This window comes from Halorubrum ejinorense, assembly GCF_055389685.1.
Genome location: NZ_AP043777.1, coordinates 1116353 through 1139254 on the forward strand (window position 1 = coordinate 1116353; position 22902 = coordinate 1139254).

The following is a 22902-nucleotide window of genomic DNA, read 5'->3' on the forward strand; positions in this document are numbered from 1 at the left end:
GGCTGTCCCGGTCACGCCCGGGGCTCGATCCCGACGGCCTCCGCGAGGAGCGCGTGCGAGTCGAGCGCGTCCTCGCGGGACGGCACCGTGTGCTGGATCATCACCTCCTCGACGCCGACCCGGTCCGCCAACTGGTTCAACAGGCCGGACATCGTCTCCGGACTCCCGGAGATCGCTCGCGGCCACTCGTCGTCGTCGAGCGCCGCGGGCGTCGGGTCCGGCGCGCCGCCGAGTTCCGCCACCGCCTCCTCGACGGTCGGCAGGTCGTCGCCCAACTCGCCGCGCCGCATCCGTCGGAACGTCGCCTCCGCGGGAGCGCGCCGCCGGGCGGCGGCTTCGTCGGTCTCCGCCGCGACCGCGTTGACCGCGACCATCCCCCGCGGTTCGTCGAGGCCGCCGGGGATCGCGTCCGGGTCGAACGCGTCGCGGTACTCGGCGAACGCCCGCTCGGCGAACCCGGGCCGAATGAACCCGGCGAAGCAGTACCGGAGGCCGAGTTCGCCGGCGATCGCGCCACTGGCCGGGCTGGAGCCGAGCACCCACGGGACCGGCGGCCCCTCGTCGGAGCCCGGCACCGACAGGTCGGCGTACTCGTGGCCCGCGGGGTACGCGTCGCGCAGGTGGTTCACGACCGCGGTGATGCGCTCGCGGTGGTCCTCGTTCGGGTCCTCGACCCGTCTATCGGTGCCGAGCGCGCGGTCCGACGCGGGCGAGCCGTTCGCCCGTCCCATCCCGACGTCGACCCGGCCCGGGGCGAGTCCGTCGAGGACGCCGAACGACTCGGCCACCTTGTACGGGCTGTAGTGGTTGAGCAGCACGGCGCCCGAACCGATCCGGATCGAGTCCGTCGCCCCCGCGAGCCGTCCGAGGAGCACCTCGGGCGTGGTGCCCGCGAGCCGGTCGCCCATCCCGTGGTGTTCGGCGACCCAGAACCGTTCGTAGCCGAGCCGCTCGGCGTGGCGAGCGGCGTCGACCGTGTTCGCGAACGCGTCCGCCGCGGTCCCGCCGCGGGGAACCGGCGAGAGGTCGACGACTGAGAGATCCATACCGCCGGTCGGCGACGGTTCGGGGAAACGGTTGGGGTCCCGGCGGCGTCGTGGCGGACCGTAACCACGGGCCCTGTCCGGTGGCGCGTGCCGGTGAGCGCCGCCCCGCGACGCGACTGGGGCTTTGGCGGCCTTCGCCGCTCTTCCGTCAGCAGGCGTTTATGAGCAAGCGGCTGGGTCTTGGAGGTGTTCGCGGGCTCTCGATTCTCTAATTATAAACGCACAGCTACGCGAGTAAAAGCGAAAAGAACGCCAAGAGATAGCCGATCAGTTGTCGCCGTTCTTCGACTGCCAGGCGTAGTCGCGACGTTTGGCGGACTTGCCGAAGCCACAGGAGGAGCACCGCTCCTTCTTGACGTGGTAGGACTTTTCGCCGCAGCGTCGACACTTCACGTGGACCGTCTTGTTCTTTTTCCCCTGAGAGGGCGTACCTGCTCCGGTCATGCTTTGATGGTGACGACGTTATCGCCGCGTATAATCGTTGTGTCTTCGATTGCGACCGCGAAGTCGCCGTCGAGGTCGCCGTCGACGCGGTCGTCGACGGCCTCCTCAGGTTCGATGACGACGTTCATGTGCTGGTCGTATCCGCCGAGCACGCCGTAGTACGTCGTGCCGTCCTTCAGGTGTACCGTTACCGGCTCCTCGAGCGACGCTTCGAGCACGTCGAGGGGTCGTCCACTCATTGTGCGTACCGCCGCCCGTCGCGGTAATAAAAATACCGGGACGGAGCCTCCGAGGCCGGTCAGTTTGACACGAACGCCCTCTCAACCGTCGCCGGACCGGCCCTCACCCCGACCGTCGCCGGACCGGCCCTCACGCGAGCCGCTCGCGAACGAACTCGCTCGCCGCCGGCACCGCCCCGGCGTACAGGGCGACGTACTCAAGGGTCGCCTGCGTCCGCCGCGCCGAGCTGTACCCCTCCTCGACGCGGTCGGCGACGTACTCGAAGCCGTCCAGCCCGGGCCGGACGAGCCGCGTCGCCAGCGGGTCATCGCCGGCGACGGCTTCCTCGACCGACGTCCGCGCCCGCTCCGCGGCCGCCCGCACGGACGCCTCCGTGGCGCCCCCCCGGTGCTCCCCGTCGCGGATCTCGTCGACGGCCGCCCGAAACGCATCGATCTCGGTCAACGCGACGCCGGACCCGACCACGGCCGTGGCGCAGTTTCCGGCGTCGACCGCCCGCTCGATGTCCTCGACGGCCGACTCGGTCCGGAGGTCGCCCGTGGCCACTAGCTCCTGTGCGACCGTCCCGCTCAGGTCCTCGCCGCGGAGCGGTTCGTCGCCGCCGGCGCGCTCTCGGACGGTCGAGCGGGTCCGACTCACGGAGGCCCGCAGCCCGTCGGCGACCGCGATCAGCGACGCCCACCGCGCTGGCGGTCCGTCGCGCCCGTCGAGGTACGCGCTCCGGAGTCCCTCGGCGTCGTCCGCGGCCGCCTCGGCACGCTCGACCCGAGCCGTCGCCTCGCCGGCTCGGAACGGTTCGGCGACCGGATCGGCGGGGTACGTCACCTCCGGCCGGACGTGCCGCTCGCACTCCGCGAGCAGCAACTCGACCGGCTCGTACGCCAGCGCCGCCGCGACCGGCGACTCGGCTCGGTACTCCACCTCGCTGGCGAGCGCAGCCCGAGCGTCTCGGACCGCGCTCCGCCGAGCGGCCAGATCCGCACCGTCGTCGACGCCGGTGGCCGCGCGGTACGCGCCGCGCACCGCGGCGGCGTCCCTCCGGCGTCGCCGCCACGCGGAGAGGGCGTCTACCGGCCAGTCGGCGGCCACCTCGCTGTCCGTGCGCTTCCGCGCTCGCTCGCGGTCGGCACCGATCTCAGCCGCCATCTCGGCGTTCGGTACCTCCGGCTCGGCCGGCACGTCGTCGAGCAGGCTCCGGGTCCGCGACTCGTGGGCGTCCGCGAGCGATCCGGGTACGGCCGCCGGAAACGGCGACGCCGGCCAGTCGACCGAGCCCACGGCGTCGGACGGGAGCGACACGGCGGAACCGCTGCGCTCCCCGTCGCCGCCGAACGGAAGTCCGGAACAGCCGGCGACCGCCGCCGCCCCGACTGCCGCGGCGCCGGCGAGGAACCGGCGGCGCGAACTCGACCCGCCGCCCGACTCGCGGCTCACGACCCGTCACCTCCCGCGTCAGACGCCGCAGACGAGTTGAACACGGCCGGAGGATCTCCCCTCCGGCAGGAACCGCTCATGCCGCGCCCGCTCCCGGTCGAGTGGCTGGCCGCGACCGGCATCCGGATCGCGAACCCGGCGGTGTGGATTTCGTCGGGACCACACTCCACGTCCGCCGGACGGTACGCCTCACAGAAGTCGGCGTTGGGGTGGAGGTCGCCCTCGGCGAGTTCGTCCCGGTCGACGGTTACCGATTCGAGCAGGATCTCCCGACAGGCCCTCACGGGCATCGCGATCAGGTACACCGACGCGGCGTCGAAGTCGGTCGCGTCACAGAACGACCGGAGCGCCTCGCCCGGCTCAGTCTCGGCGAAGGTGAGCGCCGCCGCCTCGTCGTCCGCGACCAACACTCGGTGCGCCCTTCGGTGCTGTCGCGCCGGTCCGTCGGCGGACGGCGACGGGAGCGTCTCGCCCTCGGCGAACAGCGCGCTGCCGCGCTCGTCGCGTGCCGTTTCGAGTTCGTACTCCTCGACCGGACGCTGTCTGGTCAGAGCGCTGTTCGACGCGGACTCGCTGCCGGCGCAACCGGCCAGCGCGGCGATGCCTGACGCGGCCGCGAGGAGGGCTCGCCGGCGGGGGACCTCGGACATCGGCGGCGGTTCGACCGAGAGCCTGAAACGCTTTGTGGGACGCGCTCGGACCCGAGCCGACGCCGCGGGCCGAACCCGGGTGTTTTTAACGCGGGCGAGAGTACGCCAAGATACCACACTCCCGCGGGACACGGTGAGTCGACGGCGGCTCGGCCGTAGCGGGGCCTCAACGACGCGCGGTACGACGAAGCGCTGACGGCTCCTTGCGGGGTTTCAGTGATCGACGCCGATCACGGCGTTCGACACGACAACACCATGGAAATAGAAATTGCGACACTCGGCGGTTACGAAGAGGTCGGTCGACAGATGACGGCGGTTCGAGCGGGCGAGGACATCGTCATCTTCGACATGGGCCTGAACCTCAGTAAGGTCCTCATCCACGACAACGTGGAGACCGAGAGCATGCACAGCCTCGACCTGATCGACATGGGCGCCATCCCGGACGACCGGGTCATGAGCGAGCTCGAGGGCGACGTGAAAGCGATCGTCCCCACCCACGGGCACCTCGATCACATCGCGGGCATCCCGAAGCTCGCCCACCGCTACGACGCCCCGATCGTCTCCGCCCCCTACACGATCGAGCTGGTGCGCCAGCAGATCGAAGACGAGGGCAAGTTCCAGGTCGATAACGACCTCGTGAAGATGAAGCCGGGCGCCACGATGGCGATCGGCGACTCCGAGCAGGTCGAACTCGAGTTCGTCAACGTCACCCACTCGATCATCGACGCGATCAACCCGGTCGTCCACACGCCCGAGGGCGCTATCGTCTACGGGCTCGACAAGCGACTGGACCACGACCCCGTCATCGGCGACCCGATCGACATGGACCGGTTCCGGGAGATCGGCCGCCAGGACGAGGGCGTCCTCTGTTACATCGAGGACTGTACGAACGCCGGCCGCAAGGGCCGGACCCCCTCCGAGTCGTACGCGAAGAAACACGTCGAGGACACGCTGAAATCGATGGAGGACTACTCCGGCGGCATCGTCGCCACGACGTTCTCCTCACACATCGCCCGCGTGAAGACCCTCGTCGAGTACGCCCGCGAGATCGGCCGACAGCCGGTCCTGCTCGGGCGCTCGATGGAGAAGTACTCGGGCACCGCGGAGCGGCTCGACTTCGTCGACTTCCAGGGCGACGTCGGCATGTACGGCCACCGCAAGTCCGTCGACCGCGCGTTCAAGCGCATCATGAAGGAGGGGAAGGGGAACTTCCTCCCCATCGTGACGGGCCACCAGGGCGAGCCGCGCGCGATGTTGACCCGCATGGGTCGCGGCGAGACCCCGTACGAAATCGACGACGGCGACAAGGTCGTCTTCAGTGCGAGCGTCATTCCGGAGCCCACCAACGAGGGCCAGCGATACCAGTCCGAACAGCTGCTCCGGATGCAGGGCGCGCGGCTCTACGACGACATCCACGTCTCCGGCCACCTCCGCGAGGAGGGCCACTACGAGATGCTTCAGGCGCTCCAGCCGCAGCACCTCATCCCGGGCCACCAGACGCTGGAGGGTCGCTCGCCGTACGTGAACCTCGCGACGTCGCAGGGGTACAAGCTCGGACGTGACGTTCACGTCACGCAGAACGGGTCCACCATCCAGCTCGTCGAATGACGAGCGAGACGAAGGAGGCGCGGGTGCTCGACGCCATCCGCGAGCGGCGCGAGCTGGTCAACGCCGCTATCGACGAAGAGCTGCCGGTACAGGAGCCCGAACGGCTGTACGAGGCGACCCGGTACATCCTCGAAGCCGGCGGCAAGCGGCTCCGGCCGACCGTGACGACGCTGGCGGCGGAGGCGGTCACCGGCACCGAGCCGATGGGCGCCGACTTCCGCGCGTTCCCGTCGCTCGACGGCGACGACGTCGACGTGATGCGGGCCGCGGTCGCCATCGAGGTGATCCAGTCGTTCACGCTGATCCACGACGACATCATGGACGAGGACGAACTCCGGCGCGGCGTCCCCGCGGTCCACGAGGCGTACGACGTCTCGACGGCGATCCTCGCCGGTGACACCCTCTACTCGAAGGCGTTCGAGTTCATGACCGAGACGGGCGCGGACCCGCAGAACGGGCTCGAAGCAATGCGGATGCTCGCGTCGACCTGTACCGAGATCTGCGAGGGACAGGCGCTCGACGTCGCCTTCGAGAGCCGCGACGACATCCTCCCCGACGAGTACTTAGAGATGGTGGAGCTGAAGACAGCGGTGTTATACGGGGCGTCGGCGGCGACGCCGGCCCTCCTGCTCGGCGCGGACGAGGAGACCGTCGACGCGCTGTACCAGTACGGGATCGACTCCGGTCGCGCGTTCCAGATCCAAGACGACGTGCTCGACCTGACGGTCCCCTCCGACGAGCTCGGGAAACAGCGCGGCTCCGACCTCGTGGAGGGCAAGGAGACGCTCATCACCCTCCACGCCCGCCAACAGGGGATCGACGTCGACGACCTCGTCGACGCCGACACCCCGGCCGAGGTGACGGAGGCGGCCATCGACGACGCGGTGGCGGCGCTCGAAGACGCCGGCTCCATCGAGTACGCCCGCGAGACCGCCGAGGACCTCACCGCGCGGTCGAAAGAACACCTCGAACTGCTGCCCGAGAGCGGCTCGCGAAGCCTGCTCGAAGACCTCGCGGACTACCTCATCGTCCGCGGTTACTGAACGGGACGACGGGCGCGTCCCCGGTCGGTGAGCGGGCAGCGGCGGTTCGGGCCGCGACGGACACCGCTTTACCCGCGGCGCGCGTTCGCTCACCCGTGTCACGGTATCGAGACGTCGCGCTGTTCTTCCTCCTCGCGCTGTTGTGGGGCGGATCGTTCGTCGCCATCGAGGTCGGTCTCGACTACTACCCGCCGGTGTTGTACGCCGCGTACCGGTTCGACGTGGCCGCGCTGGCGCTGATATCGTACGTGTTGCTCACCGAGTCCGGTCCGTTCCCGCGGAGCCGCGGCGACCTGGCCGCGATCGGGTTCAGCGGCGGGCTCTCCGTGGCCGCGAACAACGCCCTGCTGTTCGTCGGCCAGCAGTACACCACCAGCGGCATCGCCTCGATCACGTACAGCCTCGTTCCCATCGCGACCGCCGCGGTCGCGGCCCTCTGGATCGGCGGAACGGACCTCGACGCGCGCGGCGCGATCGGCGTGGTCTTGGCCTTCCTCGGCGTGGGGCTCGTCGCGCAGCCGGACCCCGCGAACCTCGGCGGTGGGGTCGCGGTCGGCGTGGGCCTCATCTCGGTCGGCGTCATCGCGGTCGCGGTCGGCAGCGTCGGCCTCCGGACCGTGGAGACGACGTTCTCCAGCGTCGCGCTCACCGGGTGGGCGATGGGGTTCGGCGCCCTCGCCATCCACGCGCTCAGCCTCGGGTTGGGCGAGAGCCAGCGGCTTCCGGCGACGGCGCCGAGAGCGCTCGTCCCGCTGGCGTTCCTCGGCCTCTTCTCGTCGGCGGTGGCGTACACGATCTACTTCACGCTGCTTGACCGGCTCGGCCCCTTCGAGATCAACCTCGTCTCCTACGTCGTCCCGGTCGTCGCGACGGTCGCGGGGGCGCTGCTGCTCGCCGAGCCGGTGACGCGGTTCACCGTCGCCGGTTTCGCGGTCATCGTCCTCGGGTTCGGGCTGTTGAAGCGCCGCGAGATCGCGGCGGCGGCGGCCGACGTCCGGTTCCCGGCATAAAGAGCGACCGCCGCGACTCCCGACCGGCGCTCGCGTGTCGGTGTCGCTGACGCGCTAGGGCCGTCGTCGCTGACACGTCGTCACCGTTCACGCGCCGACCACTTCGACCCGATCGCCCACGCTCGCTCCGAACAGGGAGGCGTGGGACGCGAAGAGGTCGTCGTCGGCCGCGGCGTCGACGATCACGGTGCGGCCGTGGCGGGTGACGCTCGCGTCCGAAAGCGAGGTCTCTCCCTCCCGGGCCGCCCGCGCGATCGCCTCGGCCGTCTCCCTGTCGAGGCGCCGCGGGTCCGCGACCGCGCCGTACCGCAGGGCGACGCTCGGCTCGTCGGGGTCGTCGCCGGCGTCTCCCGCGCCATCCGCGGTCTCGCCGTCGCCCGCGCCCGTCGACTCCGTGACTCGGAGCGACGCCCCGACCGCGCCGGACGCGTCCACCGCGGTCCGGAGTTCGTCGGGCGCGTCGGCGAGGGCCCGCCGCAGGTGGTCGCGGGCGTCCGGCCCGAGGTCGACGCACACCGTCGCGTCGCCCCCGAGCAGGGAGGGCAGCGGGCCGTAGCTCGCCGTCTTTCCCGTCCGCCGTCGGTCGCGACCGACGCCGGCGTCGCGGTGTTCCGCGGCGGCGGCGGGCGTCGGGGCGTACGCGGCGACGAGTTCGTCCGAAGCGACGGCGACCGCCGATCCGATCGACCGAGCGCGGAACCGGGCGAAGCCCGAGCCGTCGTCCGCCTCTCGGACCACGTCCGGGTCCGCTTCGAGCTCCGCGGCGAGCGCGCTCGCGTCGACGTCGCCGACCGCGACTCCGCACCCCTCGGGTCCGTCCGCGGTCAACGCGGCGCCGCCGGTGGCCTGTCTGAGCCGGCCGAGCGACACGCTCTCGTACCGGTCGAGGAGCCGGCGGAATCGATCGCCGAACCCGCTCGGTAGTCCCGTCTCGGTCAGTACCGCCGGGTCGATCCGTCCCGTCACCGCCGTATCCACTGCGCCGGACGCGGTCGCGGCCGGGTCGTAGGTCCCCGCGGCGACCGCGGAACGCGTCCGGCTCGACCCCGCGTCGGCGCGGTCGCTCGTCGTCTCGGCGTCGGCCCAACCGGCTTCGGTCGCGGCCGGGTCGACCGCGAGACCGGCGTCGGGCGGCGGCTCGGCGGTGAGGGTACCGATCGGTTCACCGACTCCCAGCCCGGTCGCTGCGAGCGCGGCTAGGCGCTTCGCGAACGCTCGTTTGGAGGGCATCGTTTCAGTTGTCTCGAGTCGTGTAATAATACTATCGGGTGGCAGCTACGGGTGATACCCGCACCGTCGGACCGTGCCGGATCAGCCGTCGAGCGCGGCGATGTCGTCGAGTATCTCGACGGCGTGGTCCTCCGGGGAGACCCCCTCGTAGGCTAAGACGACGGTGCCCTCGTCGTCCAGCACGTACGTGTTCCGGAACACGCCGTCGAAGGTGTTCCCGAACATCTGCTTTTCGCCGTAGGAGTCGTACGCGCCCGCGACCGCGCCGTCCGGGTCCGAGAGCAGCGCGAAGGGGAGGTCGTACTCGGCGGCGAACGGTTCGAGGTCCTCGACGGGGTCGTCGCTGATCCCGACGACCGCGACGTCCGCGTCCTCGAACGCGTCCCACTCGTCGCGGAAGCCACAGGCCTCGGCGGTACAGCCGGGCGTGTCTGCTCGCGGGTAGAAGTACACCACCGTGTGACCGGCTGCGGCCGGGTCGACGGTGACCGTCTCGCCGCGGTGGTCGGTGAGCGTGATGTCCGGCGCCGAGTCGCCCGGTTCGAGCATACGGATCGGCTCTCCTCGAACCTGTTAGGGGATTCGGTCCATTTTTACGGGCTACTCGCATCCTACCCGTATCGATGGCGTGGCAACCGACGCCGTACACGGCTCCGCTGCTCGTCGCGGCCGTCGCGTCCTTTGCTTTCGCCGCCTACGCGGTCATCAACCGATCACGGGGCGGACACGCCCTCCTGTGGAGTTTCGTCGGCGTCGCGGGCACGGCCGGCGTCTGGTCGCTGGCGTACGCGGCACAGCTGTCGGCGACCTCCCTTTCGGCCACGCTGTTTTACAACCGCTTCGTCTGGCTCGGCTCCGCCGGGCTGGCGGTCGCGTGGCCGGTCTTCGTGCTGTCGTACGTCGACAGGGGACCGTGGCTCCGTCGGCGTCGCCTCGCGCTCTTCTGTCTCGTTCCCGTCGTCGTCACCGTCGCCGTCTGGGCCGCCGGCGTCGACCCGCTGTTCTACGTCGACCCCGCCCTCGTCGACGCCGGGGGATTCCGCGTCCTCGACTACGCGCCGACTCCCGCGCTGCTCGGGTTCGTCGGGTACACGTACGCAGTCAACCTGTTCACCTTCGTCGTCCTCGGCTACGCCGCCGCCACCCGCGACGGCGTGTTCCGCCGTCAGGCCGCGCTCCTCTTCGTCGCCGGCGTCGCGCCGCTCGCGCTCGGGACGGCCGGTATCGCCGGGGTCGTCGGCCCCGAGAACGGCCTCGTCGACTTCACGCCGATCGCGTTCAGCGGGACCTCGGCGCTTCTGGCGTGGGTCGTGTTCCGGTACCGGCTGCTCGACGTCTCGCCCATCGCCCGCGACGCGGTGTTCGCGAACCTCTCCGACGCCGTCGTCGTCTGCGACGCCGACGGTCGGCTGGTCGACCGCAACGACCCCGCCTGCTCCCTGTTCCCCGACGCCGAACTCGGCGCGCGTGCCGAGGAGGCGTTCGACGACCTCCCGGCGGTCGCCGACGCGGCGGCCGACGGGCCGGCGGACGACGAACTCCGCGTCACGATCGACGACGAGGCCGCGCCCCGGTTCCTGACCGTCGACGTCCACGGGATCACCGGTCCGGGGACGGCGCGCGGCGGCACCGTCCTCCTGTTCCGCGACGTGACCGAGCAGGAGACGCTCCAGCGCCGGTACCGCGCGCTCATCGAGAAGTCGCCGAACGTGATCGCGGTCTGTGGCGACGACGGTCTGCTCCGGTACGTGAGCCCGTCGATAGAGCGGCTGCTCGGCCACGAGACGAACGAGGTCGAGGGGCGGCCCGTCATCGACCTGGTTCACCCCGAGGACCGACGGGACGCCCAGCAGGCGTTCGAGCGCGCCTTCGAAGACGGGGAGGCCCAGTCGATCACCCACCGGATCGCGCGCGCCGACGGCAGTTGGCGTCGCTTCGAGACGGTGATCGAACGGCTGTTCGAGGACACCAACGAGGTCGTCATCACCGCCACCGACGTCACCGAGGCCCGTCGGTACGAACAGCGGCTTCAGGTGCTGAACCGCGTGCTGCGACACGACCTGAAGAACGACACCAACGTCATCGGTGGGTACGCGGACCTCCTGCGCGGCCACGTCGACGAGGAGGGTGGCTCGTACCTCGACATCATCGATCGGAAGGTCCGAACGCTGACTCATCTCAGCGACCAGGCCCGCGAGATCGACGTCGCGCTTCACAGCGACGCGGGTCGGGCCGAGATCGACTTGGCCCGACTCGTCGACCGGCTCTGTGAGTCGCTGGAGTCGTCGTTCCCCCGAGCGACGGTGACCGCGAGCGTCCCGGAGTCCGCTGTCGTCTCCGCGGACGAGCTGTTGGAGTCGGCGATCCGGAACGTGCTGGAGAACGCCGTCGTCCACAACGACGGCGACGACCCGCACGTCGACGCGAGCGTCGTCGCGGACGGCGACTGGTTCCGAGTCGAGGTCGCGGACGACGGACCGGGGATCCCGCCGGTCGAGCGGACGGTGTTCTCCGAGGCCCGGGAGACGGCGCTCGAACACGCGAGCGGGCTCGGCCTCTGGCTCGTCCACTGGATCGTCACGGAGTCCGGCGGCGACATCGAGATCGAGACCCGCGAGCCGACCGGCACGGTCGTTCGGATGTGGCTCCCGCGAGCGACCGCGGACGCCGACTGACTCGCACAGTCGAGGCTCGGCGGTTGGCTCATACGTGGACGCGGACGACGTGGCCGCCGCAGCCGCACTGTTCGACGTACTCCCAGTCGACGCCGTCGTCGAACGCCGCTTCGAGCGCGTCGAAGAGGTACTCCTCCGGGTGGCCGTGCGCGCCGTGGGTGACGAGGTTGACGCGGTTGCCGGCCGCCGTGTGCTCGACCGCGTCGATCGCCTGCGAGACGAGGCGGTCGCGGTCGTCGGCGTGGTCCGGGCCCTCGAGGTTCGCGGACCACGAGGTCTCGTGTACGCGGTCCGTCACCGGGTCGGAGCCGTGGTCGTGGTCGTCGGGTGTGGTCGCCATTGCGGCTACTCTTCCGTTTCCGCGACGGATACCCATTGGAGCGAACATGTTCGACGAGAGGATTACCACGCCTCGCTCCGGCGATCCGCCCATGCGTTCTCGCATCCCTTCGACGAGGCAGACGAGCGACTGGACGCCCGCGAGACCGACGGCGAGCCGTTCGGCGACATCGTGGCCGCGCTCGACGGCGAGGAGTCGCTCTGTCTGGTGAACCGCTTCGAGCCGGAGCCGCTGTACGACGTGTCGGAGACGCGAGGGTTCGCCTACGGGACCGCGAACCCGGCCGACGACGAGTGGTACGTCGAGATCACGCCGGCCTGAACGCGCGCCGAGCGGGTCGGTTCGGGCCCGGCGGATCCGTCGGCCGCGACCGCTCTCCGCAACCTCTTTGCGCGCGGTCGCCGAACCCGGACCCATGAGTCACGGACCTCTGGACGAGGACGCGGTCGAGAGCTACCGCGAGGCCGGCGCGGTGCTGGTCGAGGCGATGAACGAGGCCCGCGAGATGGTCGAACCGGGCCGGACCCACCTCGAAGTCGCCGAGTGGACGGAGGACTTCGTCCGCGAGCAGGGGGCCGGCCTCGCGTTCCCGGTCAACATCAGCGTGGACCCCGAGGCGTCCCACGCGACGCCCGGCCGCGGCGACGAGACGACCTTCGGCGAGGAGATGGTGTGTTTAGACGTGGGCGTCCACGTCGACGGCTACATCGCCGACGCGGCGGTGACCGTCGACCACTCCGGCACGCCGGAGCTGGCCGAGGCCGCCGAGATGGCGCTCGAGGCCGCGCTCGACGAGGCGGGCCCGGGCGTCGAGGTCGGCGTCGTCGGCGAGGCGATAGAGGACGTGATCCGCGGGTACGGCTACACCCCCGTCCTCAACCTCTCCGGTCACGGCGTCGAGCGGTACGACGCGCACACGGGCCCCACGGTGCCGAACCGCGGGGTCGAGCGCTCGGTCGAGCTGGAGCCCGGACAGGCGGTCGCGATCGAGCCGTTCGCGACCGACGGCCGCGGGAAGGTCGGCGAGGGGACGGAAGAGGAGATCTTCGAACAGCAGGGCTCCGCGAGCGTGCGCGACCGCCGCGCCCGGCAGGCGCTCGATGAGATCGAGGCGTTCGACGACCTGCCGTTCGCCGCCCGCTGGCTGGAGACCGACCGCGCCGAGATGGCGCTCCGCCGGCTGAAGCAGGCGAACGCGATCAAGGGGTACCCCGTCCTGAAGGAGGACGAGGACGCCCTGGTGAGCCAGGCGGAACACACCCTCTTGGTCACCGAGGACGGCGTCGAGGTGACGACCGCGGGGATCCACGGCTTCGACTGATGGACCGGATCTTCGCGCCGTGGCGGATCGAGTGGGTCGAACGCGACGCGGACCCGATCGACGGCTGCCCGTTCTGCGTGCTGCCCGAGCGCGAGGACGCCCGCGAGGCGCGCGTGGTCGCCCGCAGCGACCGCAACTACGTCCTGCTCAACAACGCGCCGTACAACCCCGGCCACGCGATGGTGATCCCGCGCAAGCACCGCGAGGACGTCAGCGACCTCGACGACGCGACGCTGTTCGACCACGCGAAGCTGACGAGCGCCACGGTGGCGGCGCTGCGCCTCGACATGGACCCCGACGGCGTCAACACCGGCCAGAACCTCGGCGGCGCGGCCGCCGGCGGCTCGATCGACCACCTCCACACGCACGTCGTCCCGCGGTGGAACGGCGACACGAACTTCATGCCCGTCACCGGCGACACGAAGGTGATCGTAGAAGCGATCGAGCGCACCTACGACCACCTCCACGCCGGGTTCGCGGCCGACGAGAACGCGGTCGACCCCGGCGACCCCGACGCGGGCGACGCGGTCCGGCTCTCCTTCGATCTCGCCGTCGACGACTGACGCCGCTCGACCGGCGTCGGCTCCCTCGCGGCGTCGGCTCTCCTTCGGCGTCAGTACACGAGTTCGCCCGAGATGAACTTCCGGGTGCGCTCGTCGGTCGGGTCCTCGAAGATGGCCTCGGTCGGCCCGACCTCCGTGATCCCGTCGTCGAGCAGCACGGCGACGCGGTCTGCGATCCGCTCGGCCTGGTGCATGTCGTGGGTCGCGACCGCGACGCCGATACCCCGGTCTCGCGCCTCGGCCGTCGCCTCCTCGATCACCGCGGTGTTGCGCGGGTCGAGGTCCGAGGTCGGCTCGTCGAGCAGCAGGGCGTCCGGCTCGTACGCCAGCGCCCGGGCGAACGACACGCGCTGGGCCTCGCCGCCGGACAGCGAGTCGGCGTGCCGGCGCGTCTCGTCCGCCAGTCCGACGACGTCGAGCGCCTCATGGACCGCTTCCGGGACGCCGCGCCCGAACAGCGAGCCGATCCGATCGGTCCACGACCGACGGACTCGCAGCCCGTACTCGACGTTGCGCGCGACGGTGGCGTCGAAGAGGTTCGCCTCCTGAAACACCAGTCCGACCCGACGGCGCAGGGCGAGCCGCTCGGTCGCGTCGCCGGCCCACGCCTCGGTGCCGTCCAGCGAGACCGACCCGTCGTCCGGTTCGAGCGACAGCGCGAGCAGGCGGAGCAGCGTCGTCTTGCCGACCCCGGAGGGACCGATGACGGCGAGCACCTCGCCGGCGTCGACCTCGATCGACAGGTCCCGGAACACGACCCCGTCGCCGTACGACACCGAGGCGTCGGTCGCCCGGAGCATCAGCCCTGGGCCCCCCGGTCGCCGAAGCGGACGACGACCGCGTTGACGGTCAACACGAGCGCGACGAGCACCGCGCCGAGCACCAGCGCGGTCTCGTACTGGCCCTGTCTGGCCTCCAGTTGGATGGCGGTCGTCAGCGTCCGCGTCTTCGAGATGCCGTCCGCGCCCGTGATGTTCCCGCCGACGATGAGGACGGACCCGACCTCGCTGATCGCGCGGCCGAACCCGGCCAACACCGCCGTGGCGATCCCGTAACGCGCCTCCTTGACGACCACGAGCGCCGCGTCGAGCCGCGTCCCGCCGAGCGCGCGCGCCGCGTCGCGGACGCCGTCGTCGACGCCGTCGACGGCCGCGAGGGTGATCGCCGTGATCGGCGGCGTCGCGAGCACGAACTGCGACATGATCATCGCCTCGCGGGTGAAGATGAGCTCTAACGACCCCAGCGGTCCCTGGTTCGAGACGGCGAACAGGACGACCAGTCCCACCACGACGCTCGGAAACCCCATCCCCGTGTTGACGACCGACTTCACGAACCCCTTTCCGGGGAAGTCGGCGAACCCGATCGCGACGGCGACCGGCACGCTGAACAGCGTGCTCAGCGCCACGGCGGTGACGCTCACGTACAGCGAGACGAAGATGATGCTCCGGACGTACCCGTCCCTGAACGGGAGATCGAAGAGCGCCGGGGCCGACTGGACGACCGGTTCGATCGGCACGCTTACGCGTCGTCGTCGTCGCTACTCCAGCCTTCCGGAACGTACTGCTGGAAGTCCGGGTTCTCGGAGACCGCCTCGGGGAAGAACAGCTGCTCGCCGTTCACCTGGTACTCCGAGATGGCCTCCTGAACGCCCGGACTGGTGATCCAGCCGATGTACGCCATCGCGAGGTCGTAGTTGGCGTTCTCGTGGACGCCGGGGTTCACCGCCATGACGCCGTACGGGTTCGCGAGGATCTCCGGACCGTCCTCGATCGGGCCCTGGACGAGGATCGCGAGGTCGATCTCGGCGCGCTGCGAGATGAAGGTCCCGCGGTCCGAGAGCGTGTACGCGCCCTGCTGGTTGGCGACGTTCAGCGCCTCGCCCATCCCGGTGCCGGTCTCCTGGTACCAGTCGCCGCCCGGCTCCGTGCCGGCCGCCTCCCAGAGGTTTAGCTCCTTCGTGTGCGTGCCGGAGTTGTCGCCGCGCGAGACGAACGTCGCCTCCGCGTCGGCGACGGACGTGAGCGCCTCCGTCGCCGAGCTCATCCCTTGGATGCCGGCCGGGTCTGCCTCGGGCCCGACGATCACGAAGTCGTTGAACATCAGGTCGCGGCGGTTGATCCCGTACCCGTTCCGCATGAACTCGTCTTCGAGCCCGCGGGCGTGAACCATCACGATGTCCGAGTCGCCGTTCCGGGCGGTCTCCAGCGCCGCGCCGGTGCCCTGGGCGACGGCGTCGACCTCGACGCCGTACATCTCCTCGAAGCCGGAGTGGATCTCGTCGAGCAGTCCGGTGTCGTAGGTGCTCGTCGTCGTCGTGAGCGTCAGCGTCTCCCCGGCGACCCCGATCGACTCACTTGCGCTCCCGCCCCCGTCGGTCCCGTTGGCGTCGGTTCCGTCGCCGCCGCTTCCGTCTCCGCCGCCGTCGCCCGCTGACGAACAGCCCGCCGTGCTCGCGATCGCTCCGGCGCCCAGCGCGGCCACGAACCGCCTCCGTTGTATCGCCATAGATACAACGGTGGGTCGGTGCCACATATAACTTCCGTGCCGCGACAAGCGACGGGACGCGACCGGGCGAAAACGCCATGACGGGCCGGCCGCATCCTCCGGACATGGGAGAGCCGACCGAAGCCGGTCCGGACGCGGCCGCGGGCCGCGGCCGCGCCGCGCTCATCGAGAACGGCGTCGAGTTCGACGGCCGGGACGCCGCGTTGCTGCGTGCGGTCGATGCGACGGGATCGGTCGCGGGCGCGGCGTCCGAGCTCGGTCGCTCGCGGGCCCGCGCCCTCTCGCGGATCGAGGCCTTGGAGGACGCGTACGGGACGCTCGTCGAGCGCCGCCGCGGCGGCGAGGGCGGCGGCGGGAGCCGGCTCGCCGCGTCCGGCCGCGCGCTCCTCGACCGCTACGACCGGCTCCAGGCCGTCCTCGCGGCGACCGCGGCGGTGCCGGAGACGGTCCTCGACGGCACCGTGACCGCCGTCGACGGCGAGCTCGCGGTCGTCGACACCCCGGTCGGCGAGCTGTCCGGGCTCCACGGCGGTGCCGGGACGGGCGACAGCGACGGCGACGGAGGCGGCGAGCCCAGCGACGACGCCGCCGTCACGGTCGGGGACGCGGTTCAGGTCCGCGTCGGCGCCGACGCCGTCACGGTCAACGACGCGGCCAACGCGGTCGACCCGGACGCGACGAGCGCCCGGAACCGTCTCGCGGGCCGCGTCTCCCGCGTCGATCCCGGCGAGACGGTGTCGACGGTCCGGATCGGCGTCGAAGCGGCCGGCGGAGGCGACGAGGGCGATGCGGGCCGCACGGGCCATGAGGGCGACACCGACCTCGAGGTCGAGGCGCTGATCACCGCCGAGAGCATCGATCGGCTCGGTCTCGCTCCCGGTGACCGGGTGTCGATCCGGTGGAAGGCGACCGCGACGCGGCTGGTGCCGCAGGCGGAGTGACGCCGCCCTCGCGGGGTCGCGTCTGACCGCCGTCCCGTGCCAACCGCTCTCTCGCAAGCGAACGGTTTTTGCGTCGACCGACGGGAGAGAGGGTATGGACGAGGGCACCCCCCGGACCGACGGCGGGACCGAGCGCGCGGACGAGCCGACCGAGGACGTCGCGCTCGACCCGTGGGGGTCGGCGTCGGTGGGCGACTACGCGGACCTCTTCGCGGAGTTCGGCATCGAGGCGTTCGACGAGGTCGACGACGACGTGCCGGACCCGCACTACCTGATGCGCCGCGGCGTCATCTTCGGCCACCGCGAGTACGACGCGGTCGCCGAGGCGATGGCGAACGACGAGCCGTTCGCGGCGCTGTCCGGGTTCATGCCGACCGGCGACCCGCACATCGGCCACAAGCTCGTGTTCGACGAGATCATCTGGCACCAACAGATGGGCGGCGACGCCTTCGGACTGATCGCCGATCTCGAGGCCCACTCGGCGCGCGGGATGTCGTGGGACGAAATCGACGAGCACGCCCGCAACTACCTCCTCTCGCTGCTCGCGCTCGGCTTCGACGCCGAGGACGGCGAGCTGTACCGCCAGTCCGACAACCGCGCGGTTCAGGACCTCGGGTTCGAGCTCGGTTCGAAGGCGAATTTCTCCGAGTTCGAGGCGATCTACGGCTTCGACGGCGAAACGAACATCTCGCACATGCAAAGCGTCGTCACCCAGACCGCGGACATCCTCTATCCCCAGCTCGTCGACGAGCCCAAGCCCACGGTCATTCCGGTCGGCCCCGACCAGGACCCGCACGTCCGACTGACTCGAGACCTGGCTACCCGAGTGCGCTACTTCAAGGTGACCGAGGCGTTCGCCTCCTTCGAGCTCGACGACGACGAGCGCCGGCTGGTGCGGGCCGCCTACGACGCGCTCGCGGCGGACGCCGCGGAGGGCGGGACCGACAGCGACGACGAGACCGACGTGCGCTGTGAGGACGCCGCCGACTGGCTCGACGACTACGAACCGCCGGAGAGCGACCGCGAGAGCGTCGACCTCGACGCGGCGAAGGCGACCGCGCTGGAGAAGCTCCGCGCCGGCGGGAAGGAACCGCTCCGCCCCCGCGTGCGCTTCTTCGACAGGAACGCGACCGACGAGGCGTTCGAGGCGCTCATCGAGGCCGTCGACGGCGAGAAGCGCGTCTTCGACGGTCACGTCGACGCCTTCGACCTCACGCGCGACGACGCCGAGTCGGTCGCGCGGGAGGTCGAGATCGACCACGACGGGTTCGGCTTCCGGCAGCCCTCCTCGATCTACCACCGCTTCATGACCGGGCTCACCGGCGGGAAGATGTCCTCCTCTATCCCGGCGAGCCACATCTCGCTGCTGGACGACCCGGAGGACGGCTACGACAAGGTGAAGTCGGCGACGACCGGCGGCCGCGACACCGCCGAGGAGCAGCGGGAACTCGGCGGCGAGGCCGACGAGTGCCCGGTGTACGAGCTGTACGCCTACCTGCTCGCGGGCGACGACGATGAACTCACGAAGACCGTCTACTCCGAGTGCGTCAACGGAGAGCGCCTCTGTGGCGGCTGTAAGGAGCAGGCGGCCGAACTCATGCGCGAGTTCCTCGAAGACCACCAAGAGAAACGCGAGGAGGCCGAGGAGCTGCTCGACGACCTCGACATCGATCTGGACTCCGACCGGCGCGGCACCGGCGGCGAACACTGAATGCCCGGCCTCCGCGGGGGGCCCCGGCGGCCCGTTCGCGCCCTACAGCTCCCGCTTCGCGTACGCCCCGATGACGCCCCCGATCGCGCTGAGCGCCATCGTGTAGGCGAACACGAGCGCGATGATCAGGAGGGCGATCAGCCCGCCGCCGATCACGACGCCGGGCTCCGGGGCGACCGGGACGAGGAACAGGACCAGAAGGAGGATGCCGAACGCCGGCAGCGACGCGATGGCGCCCGAGATCGCGCCGACCGTGAGCCCGTCTCGCGTTTCGCCGCCTTCGAGGTACCCCGCTAGGGCGCCGCCGAGGATGGGAGAGATGCCGGTAAACGAGAGCAGGAGCGTCGCGATCGCGCCGAGGATCGCGTTGACGTAGGTGTTTTCGGTGTCCATGCGTCAGCGATCTCTCGGCACCCGGATACCTCTTTGGGCGAGGCGCCGCCGCGGCTCACAGCTCTCCGTTCGCGTACGCTCCGATCAGCCCGCCGAGCGCGCTCAACCCGACGGTGTACGCGACGCCGCCGATCACGATGACCGCCCCGAACACGACGACGCTGCCGGCCGCAATGCCGGCTTCCAGCGGGAACCCGAAGAGGCCGAGGAACGGCAGGAAAAACAGCACGAGCAGCAGGAGGCCGACGACCGGGATCGACGCGATCGCGCCGGAGATCGCGCCGACTCGAAGCCCGTCCCCGGTGTCGCTGCCCTGTAGGTAGCCGGCGAGCGCGCCGCCGAGGAGCGGAGAGATTCCGGTGAACGAGAGCACCGCGGTCGCGACCGCGCCGACGACCGCGTTGAGGAGGGTGTTGTCCGTGTCCATACCCGCCCGCAGTCTCAGCGGCGGTAAACCTCTTGTGGACGAGGACGCGCCGCCTCCGTCCGCGTCCGGCCGCGGTCGGCCGCCGTGCGGTTCGAGCCGATGGTTTATGAGGCGGGCGGTACCTGTCACGGGTATGAGCGAGGAGGAGGCCATCCACGTCGCGGACGTCAGCGAGGGGATCGGCGGCGACGCGACGGCGGAACCGGGCACGCCGGTCGAGCTCCCGGTGGTCGACGTGCTCACCGGCCGGTCGTTTATCACCGGCAAGAGCGGCTCCGGAAAGAGCAACACCGCGAGCGTCGTCATCGAGAACCTCCTCGACAACGGGTTCCCCGTGATGATCGTCGACACGGACGGGGAGTACTACGGGCTGAAAGAGGAGTACGAGATCCTCCACGCCGGCGCCGACGACGAGTGCGACATCGTCGTCTCGCCGGAACACGCCGAGAAGCTGGCGAACCTGGCCTTAGAGCAGAACGTCCCGATCATCTTAGACGTCTCCGGCTACCTCGAAGAGGAGACGGCCAACGAACTCCTCTTAGAGGTCGTCAAACAGCTGTTCGCGAAGGAGAAACGGCTGAAGAAGCCGTTCCTGCTCGTCGTCGAGGAGTGCCACGAGTACATCCCCGAGGGCGGCGGGATGGACGAGACGGGGAAGATGCTGATCAAGGTCGGCAAGCGCGGCCGGAAACACGGCCTCGGCATCGTCGGCATCAGCCAGCGCCCGGCCGACGTCAAAAAGGACTTCATCACCCAGTGCGACTGGCTCTGCTGGCACCGCCTCACCTGGGACAACGACACGAAGGTGGTGGGACGGATCCTCGGGTCGAAGTACGCCAGCGCGGTCGAGGACTTAGGCGACGGCGAGGCGTTCCTGATGTCCGACTGGGACGAGACGATCCGCCGGATCCAGTTCCACCGCAAGGAGACGTTCGACGCGGGCGCGACCCCCGGCCTCGAGGACTTCGAACGCCCGGAGCTCAAGTCCGTCTCGAGCGACCTCGTCGGCGAACTCCAGTCCATCTCCGACGAGCAGGAGCGCCGCGAGTCCGAACTCGCCGACCTCAGACAGGAGCTCGACAAGAAGGACCAGCGCATCCAGGAGCTCGAACACGAACTGGAGGAGGCCCGGGACCTGAGCAACATGGCCGACCAGTTCGCGCAGGCGCTCCTCGGGAAGGCCGAGGCTCCGTACCGGAGCGGCGGTGGCCGACCCGCCATGGGCGCTGAGCGGACTCCTCCCGCCGACGGCGGCGACGAGGGCGCGGACCAGTCGGTGCTCAAGTCGTACGACGAGGCGGTCGCCGCGACCGAGGGGGACGACGGAACCGCGTCGGCGGACGACGAGGCCGCGACGGCGGGCGACGCCGAGACGGGGACCGCCCCGACCGATGAAGCCGCGACGGCGAGCGAGACCGCCGAGGACACCGGAGGCGCTCGAGCCGACCTCGACCCCGGCGCGAACGAGGGAGACGTGCCTCCGGAAGCGGGAGCGGACCCCGAAGTGGGCGACGCGCCGGACGACGCCCCGCCGGTCGACGACGTCGATCCGGTGACCCGCGACGACGTGGCGGAGAGCGCCCTCCGGTTCGACGACGCGATCGAACTCGGAACCCGTGAGGCCGTCATCGAGGAGCTGCGCTCCCGGATCGAGGCGCTCCCGGAACTCTCGCGCGGGATGCTCCGCCACTACCGTCGCGAGGGCGCGAGCGACCCCGTCGCCGCCCACATCGACGCGGGCGGCGACGGCGACTCCGGGCACGCGTACAGCCGCCACCGACCGATCCGGCGCTCGGGGCTCATCCGCCACGCCGGTCGCGGGCACTACGCCTACGCGGTCCCGGACCTGGTCCGCGAGGCGTACGCCGACCGGCTCGACGACGCCCAGATCGACGAGATCGTCCGGGCCGTCGAGACCGTCTTCGTCCCGCCCGCAGAGCTGAGCTATCCGCCGGACGCCGACCCGTCAGCGGTGACCGAACCGACGAGCGAGGCCGCAGCCCCGTTCGGCTCGCGCGACGACGGCCGACCGAGGGCCGAAGGGGACGACGCGATCGCCGACGGCGACGCGGTCCTCGACGAGGGCGCGGTCGACTCGGGCGACGACGGGTCCGACGAGACCGAAGCCCGGACCGACGACGGTCTGAGCGACGCCGCTCGCCGGTTCGCCGAGCGGTCCGACCGCTAGCGGCGATAGCGGCGGGGTAGCCGGTCGCAGCGCCATGGGCGCCCGACCGACCGAGCTCGGACGGTTCTCACCGACACGGCGTGTCAGAACGGCACAGAGACGTAATCGCTCGGCACCGCGTTCCGCGCCGTCACCTGCGGATCGACCACCTGACTGATCTCCAGCCCGCCGACGAGACTCGACAGGAGGTACGCCTCGGTGCGCGTGACGCCGTGGTGGTGCGCTAACAGCGTCACCATGTCGCTGTTCGCCTGTTCGACGGCGTCGTCGAGCGTCTCGGCGCTCGCGAGCGTCTTCACCGCGTCGCCGGTGTCGAGCAGGGGGCGTTCGAGCGCGACCTCCGGGTCCTCGATCACGGAGAGCGTCACGTCTATCTCGGTGCCGATCTCGGCACCGGTCCCGCACATCTCCCCGTCGGCCATCGCGGCCTTCGAGTCGCCCATCGCCAGCATCGCGCCCTCCTGAAACACCGGGAAGTAGAGGGTCGTGCCGGCGGTCACGTCGGTCGTGTCGAGGTTGCCGCCGTGCTCGGCCGGCGAGAGCGTCGAGATAGTCCCCGCGGCGGTCGCGACGCCGATCGTCCCGATCACGGGCTCGACGGGCACGTCGAGTCCGTCGAAGTCGACGGTCTCACCCTCGGCGTCGACCTCGGTGATCCGCGTCGCGGGGTGGTCGATCTCGGGGTCGTCTCGGAGGAGTCCGAACCCGGGAGTGGTGACGACGCGGCCGTGCTCCTCGGTGACGCGAACGGCTTCGATTTCGACCGCGAGGACGTCGCCCGGGCTCGCGCCGCCCACCGCAATCGGACCGGTCGCGGCGTTGACCTCCTCCGGGATCGCGTCGAGCAGGTCGCCTTCCTCCTGAATCTCACCGTTCAGGCTGTCGATCGTCTCGATCGTCAGCGATTCGCCGTCCGCGGCCTCGTAGACCGGGTCCATCTCGGGAGCGAACTCGTACACGTGGCCGTCGCGGTGTGTGACGACTTCTCGTGGCATCGGTTCGCGTTCGGTCCCCGGGCGACAAAAGTCCCCGCCGTGACCTGTCCGGCCGAGCCCGATAGCCCGTTCGGGGCCCTCGAACGTTTGAGAAACTCGAACAACGCGCGAGCCGATCGCGGACGACTCTCTCCTCGG

At 70.6% G+C, this 22902-nt stretch carries 24 protein-coding genes; 10 read left to right on the forward strand and 14 right to left on the reverse strand.

Annotated features, from left to right (window positions below):
- Window positions 1-11: 11 nt before the first annotated feature.
- The 5 genes from ACZ5KW_RS06650 to ACZ5KW_RS06670 all read right to left on the reverse strand — a co-directional run bounded on the left by ACZ5KW_RS06650 (window position 12) and on the right by ACZ5KW_RS06670 (window position 3814).
- A complete protein-coding gene (locus tag ACZ5KW_RS06650; protein WP_343778693.1) occupies window positions 12-1046 on the reverse strand; it encodes an LLM class flavin-dependent oxidoreductase in 1035 nt (344 codons plus the stop codon).
- A gap of 267 nt (window positions 1047-1313) precedes the next feature.
- The gene (locus ACZ5KW_RS06655; RefSeq protein WP_343778691.1) at window positions 1314-1490 is read right to left on the reverse strand and encodes a 50S ribosomal protein L37e; all 177 of its coding nucleotides are present in this window, start codon (window positions 1488-1490) and stop codon (window positions 1314-1316) included.
- Entirely contained in the window at window positions 1487-1729 is a 243-nt protein-coding gene (locus ACZ5KW_RS06660; protein ID WP_343778689.1) for an LSM domain-containing protein, read from the reverse strand. The genes ACZ5KW_RS06655 and ACZ5KW_RS06660 overlap by 4 nt, the downstream gene beginning before the upstream one ends.
- A gap of 130 nt (window positions 1730-1859) precedes the next feature.
- Window positions 1860-3164: a twin-arginine translocation signal domain-containing protein gene (locus ACZ5KW_RS06665; RefSeq protein ID WP_343778687.1), complete on the reverse strand. Its 1305-nt coding sequence runs from the start codon at window positions 3162-3164 to the stop codon at window positions 1860-1862.
- Entirely contained in the window at window positions 3161-3814 is a 654-nt protein-coding gene (locus ACZ5KW_RS06670) for a hypothetical protein (protein ID WP_343778685.1), read from the reverse strand. The genes ACZ5KW_RS06665 and ACZ5KW_RS06670 overlap by 4 nt, the downstream gene beginning before the upstream one ends.
- 255 nt (window positions 3815-4069) lie before the next feature.
- On the opposite strand from ACZ5KW_RS06670, the gene ACZ5KW_RS06675 reads away from it, so the two are divergent.
- The 3 genes from ACZ5KW_RS06675 (at window position 4070) to ACZ5KW_RS06685 (ending at window position 7475) form a co-directional block, all read left to right on the forward strand.
- Window positions 4070-5422, forward strand: a complete 1353-nt coding sequence (locus ACZ5KW_RS06675; RefSeq protein ID WP_343778683.1) for a ribonuclease J — start codon at window positions 4070-4072, stop codon at window positions 5420-5422.
- Window positions 5419-6465 carry a geranylfarnesyl diphosphate synthase gene (gene idsA3, locus ACZ5KW_RS06680; RefSeq protein ID WP_343778681.1) on the forward strand — a complete coding sequence of 349 codons (1047 nt, stop codon included), beginning with the start codon at window positions 5419-5421 and terminating at the stop codon, window positions 6463-6465. Before ACZ5KW_RS06675 ends, idsA3 begins: the two co-directional genes overlap by 4 nt.
- A 95-nt stretch (window positions 6466-6560) precedes the next feature.
- Entirely contained in the window at window positions 6561-7475 is a 915-nt protein-coding gene (locus ACZ5KW_RS06685; RefSeq protein ID WP_343778679.1) for a DMT family transporter, read from the forward strand.
- Between the two features lie 87 nt (window positions 7476-7562).
- Here ACZ5KW_RS06685 and ACZ5KW_RS06690 read toward each other — a convergent pair whose 3' ends face one another.
- Window positions 7563-8705, reverse strand: coding sequence for a hypothetical protein (locus ACZ5KW_RS06690; protein ID WP_343778677.1), 1143 nt, complete (start codon window positions 8703-8705; stop codon window positions 7563-7565).
- A gap of 81 nt (window positions 8706-8786) precedes the next feature.
- A complete protein-coding gene (locus tag ACZ5KW_RS06695; protein ID WP_343778675.1) occupies window positions 8787-9254 on the reverse strand; it encodes a peroxiredoxin in 468 nt (155 codons plus the stop codon).
- Window positions 9255-9328: 74 nt separating this feature from the next.
- Here ACZ5KW_RS06695 and ACZ5KW_RS06700 point away from each other — a divergent pair, with 74 nt between their 5' ends.
- Entirely contained in the window at window positions 9329-11380 is a 2052-nt protein-coding gene (locus ACZ5KW_RS06700) for a histidine kinase N-terminal 7TM domain-containing protein (protein ID WP_343778673.1), read from the forward strand.
- Between the two features lie 28 nt (window positions 11381-11408).
- On the opposite strand, the gene ACZ5KW_RS06705 is transcribed toward ACZ5KW_RS06700, so the two are convergent.
- Window positions 11409-11720 carry a CGCGG family putative rSAM-modified RiPP protein gene (locus ACZ5KW_RS06705; protein WP_343778671.1) on the reverse strand — a complete coding sequence of 104 codons (312 nt, stop codon included), beginning with the start codon at window positions 11718-11720 and terminating at the stop codon, window positions 11409-11411.
- Between ACZ5KW_RS06705 and ACZ5KW_RS06710 the strand changes: the two genes are divergently transcribed.
- From ACZ5KW_RS06710 to ACZ5KW_RS06720, 3 genes are all read left to right on the forward strand, one after another.
- Entirely contained in the window at window positions 11697-12041 is a 345-nt protein-coding gene (locus ACZ5KW_RS06710) for a DUF2249 domain-containing protein (protein WP_379701332.1), read from the forward strand. The two genes, ACZ5KW_RS06705 and ACZ5KW_RS06710, sit on opposite strands and share 24 nt — an antisense overlap.
- Before the next feature lie 94 nt (window positions 12042-12135).
- Complete coding sequence (gene map, locus ACZ5KW_RS06715; RefSeq protein WP_343778669.1) at window positions 12136-13041, forward strand: type II methionyl aminopeptidase; 906 nt, start codon at window positions 12136-12138, stop codon at window positions 13039-13041.
- Window positions 13041-13604, forward strand: coding sequence for an HIT family protein (locus ACZ5KW_RS06720; protein WP_343778667.1), 564 nt, complete (start codon window positions 13041-13043; stop codon window positions 13602-13604). Before map ends, ACZ5KW_RS06720 begins: the two co-directional genes overlap by 1 nt.
- Before the next feature lie 50 nt (window positions 13605-13654).
- Here ACZ5KW_RS06720 and ACZ5KW_RS06725 read toward each other — a convergent pair whose 3' ends face one another.
- The 3 genes from ACZ5KW_RS06725 to ACZ5KW_RS06735 are packed head-to-tail and all read right to left on the reverse strand — an operon-like array spanning window position 13655 to window position 16109.
- Window positions 13655-14404, reverse strand: coding sequence for an ABC transporter ATP-binding protein (locus ACZ5KW_RS06725; RefSeq protein WP_343778665.1), 750 nt, complete (start codon window positions 14402-14404; stop codon window positions 13655-13657).
- On the reverse strand, window positions 14404-15120 hold the full coding sequence (locus ACZ5KW_RS06730; RefSeq protein WP_343778663.1) for an ABC transporter permease: 717 nt from the start codon (window positions 15118-15120) through the stop codon (window positions 14404-14406). The genes ACZ5KW_RS06725 and ACZ5KW_RS06730 overlap by 1 nt, the downstream gene beginning before the upstream one ends.
- A gap of 2 nt (window positions 15121-15122) precedes the next feature.
- The gene (locus tag ACZ5KW_RS06735) at window positions 15123-16109 is read right to left on the reverse strand and encodes an ABC transporter substrate-binding protein (protein WP_343778661.1); all 987 of its coding nucleotides are present in this window, start codon (window positions 16107-16109) and stop codon (window positions 15123-15125) included.
- A 104-nt stretch (window positions 16110-16213) separates the two neighbouring features.
- Here ACZ5KW_RS06735 and ACZ5KW_RS06740 point away from each other — a divergent pair, with 104 nt between their 5' ends.
- Window positions 16214-17050 carry an ABC transporter gene (locus ACZ5KW_RS06740; protein ID WP_343778659.1) on the forward strand — a complete coding sequence of 279 codons (837 nt, stop codon included), beginning with the start codon at window positions 16214-16216 and terminating at the stop codon, window positions 17048-17050.
- A 94-nt stretch (window positions 17051-17144) separates the two neighbouring features.
- The gene (locus ACZ5KW_RS06745) at window positions 17145-18761 is read left to right on the forward strand and encodes a tryptophan--tRNA ligase (RefSeq protein ID WP_343778657.1); all 1617 of its coding nucleotides are present in this window, start codon (window positions 17145-17147) and stop codon (window positions 18759-18761) included.
- A 42-nt stretch (window positions 18762-18803) separates the two neighbouring features.
- Here the strand turns inward: ACZ5KW_RS06745 and ACZ5KW_RS06750 are convergent, their stop codons facing one another.
- A complete protein-coding gene (locus tag ACZ5KW_RS06750; RefSeq protein ID WP_343778655.1) occupies window positions 18804-19154 on the reverse strand; it encodes a DUF5518 domain-containing protein in 351 nt (116 codons plus the stop codon).
- A gap of 55 nt (window positions 19155-19209) precedes the next feature.
- Complete coding sequence (locus ACZ5KW_RS06755) at window positions 19210-19581, reverse strand: DUF5518 domain-containing protein (protein WP_343778654.1); 372 nt, start codon at window positions 19579-19581, stop codon at window positions 19210-19212.
- 133 nt (window positions 19582-19714) lie between these two features.
- Here ACZ5KW_RS06755 and ACZ5KW_RS06760 point away from each other — a divergent pair, with 133 nt between their 5' ends.
- Entirely contained in the window at window positions 19715-21769 is a 2055-nt protein-coding gene (locus ACZ5KW_RS06760) for a helicase HerA domain-containing protein (RefSeq protein WP_343778653.1), read from the forward strand.
- An 83-nt stretch (window positions 21770-21852) separates the two neighbouring features.
- Here the strand turns inward: ACZ5KW_RS06760 and ACZ5KW_RS06765 are convergent, their stop codons facing one another.
- Window positions 21853-22764, reverse strand: a complete 912-nt coding sequence (locus ACZ5KW_RS06765) for an acetamidase/formamidase family protein (protein WP_343778651.1) — start codon at window positions 22762-22764, stop codon at window positions 21853-21855.
- Between the last annotated feature and the right edge of the window lie 138 nt (window positions 22765-22902).

Excerpts from the sequence above, each read along its gene's own strand:
- ACZ5KW_RS06750 (WP_343778655.1), bottom strand. The coding sequence starts at position 19,154 with ATGGACACCGAAAACACCTACGTCAACGCGATCCTCGGCGCGATCGCG.
- ACZ5KW_RS06655 (WP_343778691.1), bottom strand. The coding sequence starts at position 1,490 with ATGACCGGAGCAGGTACGCCCTCTCAGGGGAAAAAGAACAAGACGGTC.
- ACZ5KW_RS06720 (WP_343778667.1), top strand. The coding sequence starts at position 13,041 with ATGGACCGGATCTTCGCGCCGTGGCGGATCGAGTGGGTCGAACGCGAC.
- ACZ5KW_RS06755 (WP_343778654.1), bottom strand. The coding sequence starts at position 19,581 with ATGGACACGGACAACACCCTCCTCAACGCGGTCGTCGGCGCGGTCGCG.
- ACZ5KW_RS06700 (WP_343778673.1), top strand. The coding sequence starts at position 9,329 with ATGGCGTGGCAACCGACGCCGTACACGGCTCCGCTGCTCGTCGCGGCC.
- ACZ5KW_RS06765 (WP_343778651.1), bottom strand. The coding sequence starts at position 22,764 with ATGCCACGAGAAGTCGTCACACACCGCGACGGCCACGTGTACGAGTTC.
- ACZ5KW_RS06705 (WP_343778671.1), bottom strand. The coding sequence starts at position 11,720 with ATGGCGACCACACCCGACGACCACGACCACGGCTCCGACCCGGTGACG.
- ACZ5KW_RS06670 (WP_343778685.1), bottom strand. The coding sequence starts at position 3,814 with ATGTCCGAGGTCCCCCGCCGGCGAGCCCTCCTCGCGGCCGCGTCAGGC.
- ACZ5KW_RS06735 (WP_343778661.1), bottom strand. The coding sequence starts at position 16,109 with ATGGCGATACAACGGAGGCGGTTCGTGGCCGCGCTGGGCGCCGGAGCG.
- ACZ5KW_RS06675 (WP_343778683.1), top strand. The coding sequence starts at position 4,070 with ATGGAAATAGAAATTGCGACACTCGGCGGTTACGAAGAGGTCGGTCGA.
- ACZ5KW_RS06650 (WP_343778693.1), bottom strand. The coding sequence starts at position 1,046 with ATGGATCTCTCAGTCGTCGACCTCTCGCCGGTTCCCCGCGGCGGGACC.
- ACZ5KW_RS06690 (WP_343778677.1), bottom strand. The coding sequence starts at position 8,705 with ATGCCCTCCAAACGAGCGTTCGCGAAGCGCCTAGCCGCGCTCGCAGCG.
- ACZ5KW_RS06695 (WP_343778675.1), bottom strand. The coding sequence starts at position 9,254 with ATGCTCGAACCGGGCGACTCGGCGCCGGACATCACGCTCACCGACCAC.
- ACZ5KW_RS06745 (WP_343778657.1), top strand. The coding sequence starts at position 17,145 with ATGGACGAGGGCACCCCCCGGACCGACGGCGGGACCGAGCGCGCGGAC.
- ACZ5KW_RS06725 (WP_343778665.1), bottom strand. The coding sequence starts at position 14,404 with ATGCTCCGGGCGACCGACGCCTCGGTGTCGTACGGCGACGGGGTCGTG.
- ACZ5KW_RS06760 (WP_343778653.1), top strand. The coding sequence starts at position 19,715 with ATGAGCGAGGAGGAGGCCATCCACGTCGCGGACGTCAGCGAGGGGATC.
- map (WP_343778669.1), top strand. The coding sequence starts at position 12,136 with ATGAGTCACGGACCTCTGGACGAGGACGCGGTCGAGAGCTACCGCGAG.
- ACZ5KW_RS06740 (WP_343778659.1), top strand. The coding sequence starts at position 16,214 with ATGGGAGAGCCGACCGAAGCCGGTCCGGACGCGGCCGCGGGCCGCGGC.
- ACZ5KW_RS06660 (WP_343778689.1), bottom strand. The coding sequence starts at position 1,729 with ATGAGTGGACGACCCCTCGACGTGCTCGAAGCGTCGCTCGAGGAGCCG.
- idsA3 (WP_343778681.1), top strand. The coding sequence starts at position 5,419 with ATGACGAGCGAGACGAAGGAGGCGCGGGTGCTCGACGCCATCCGCGAG.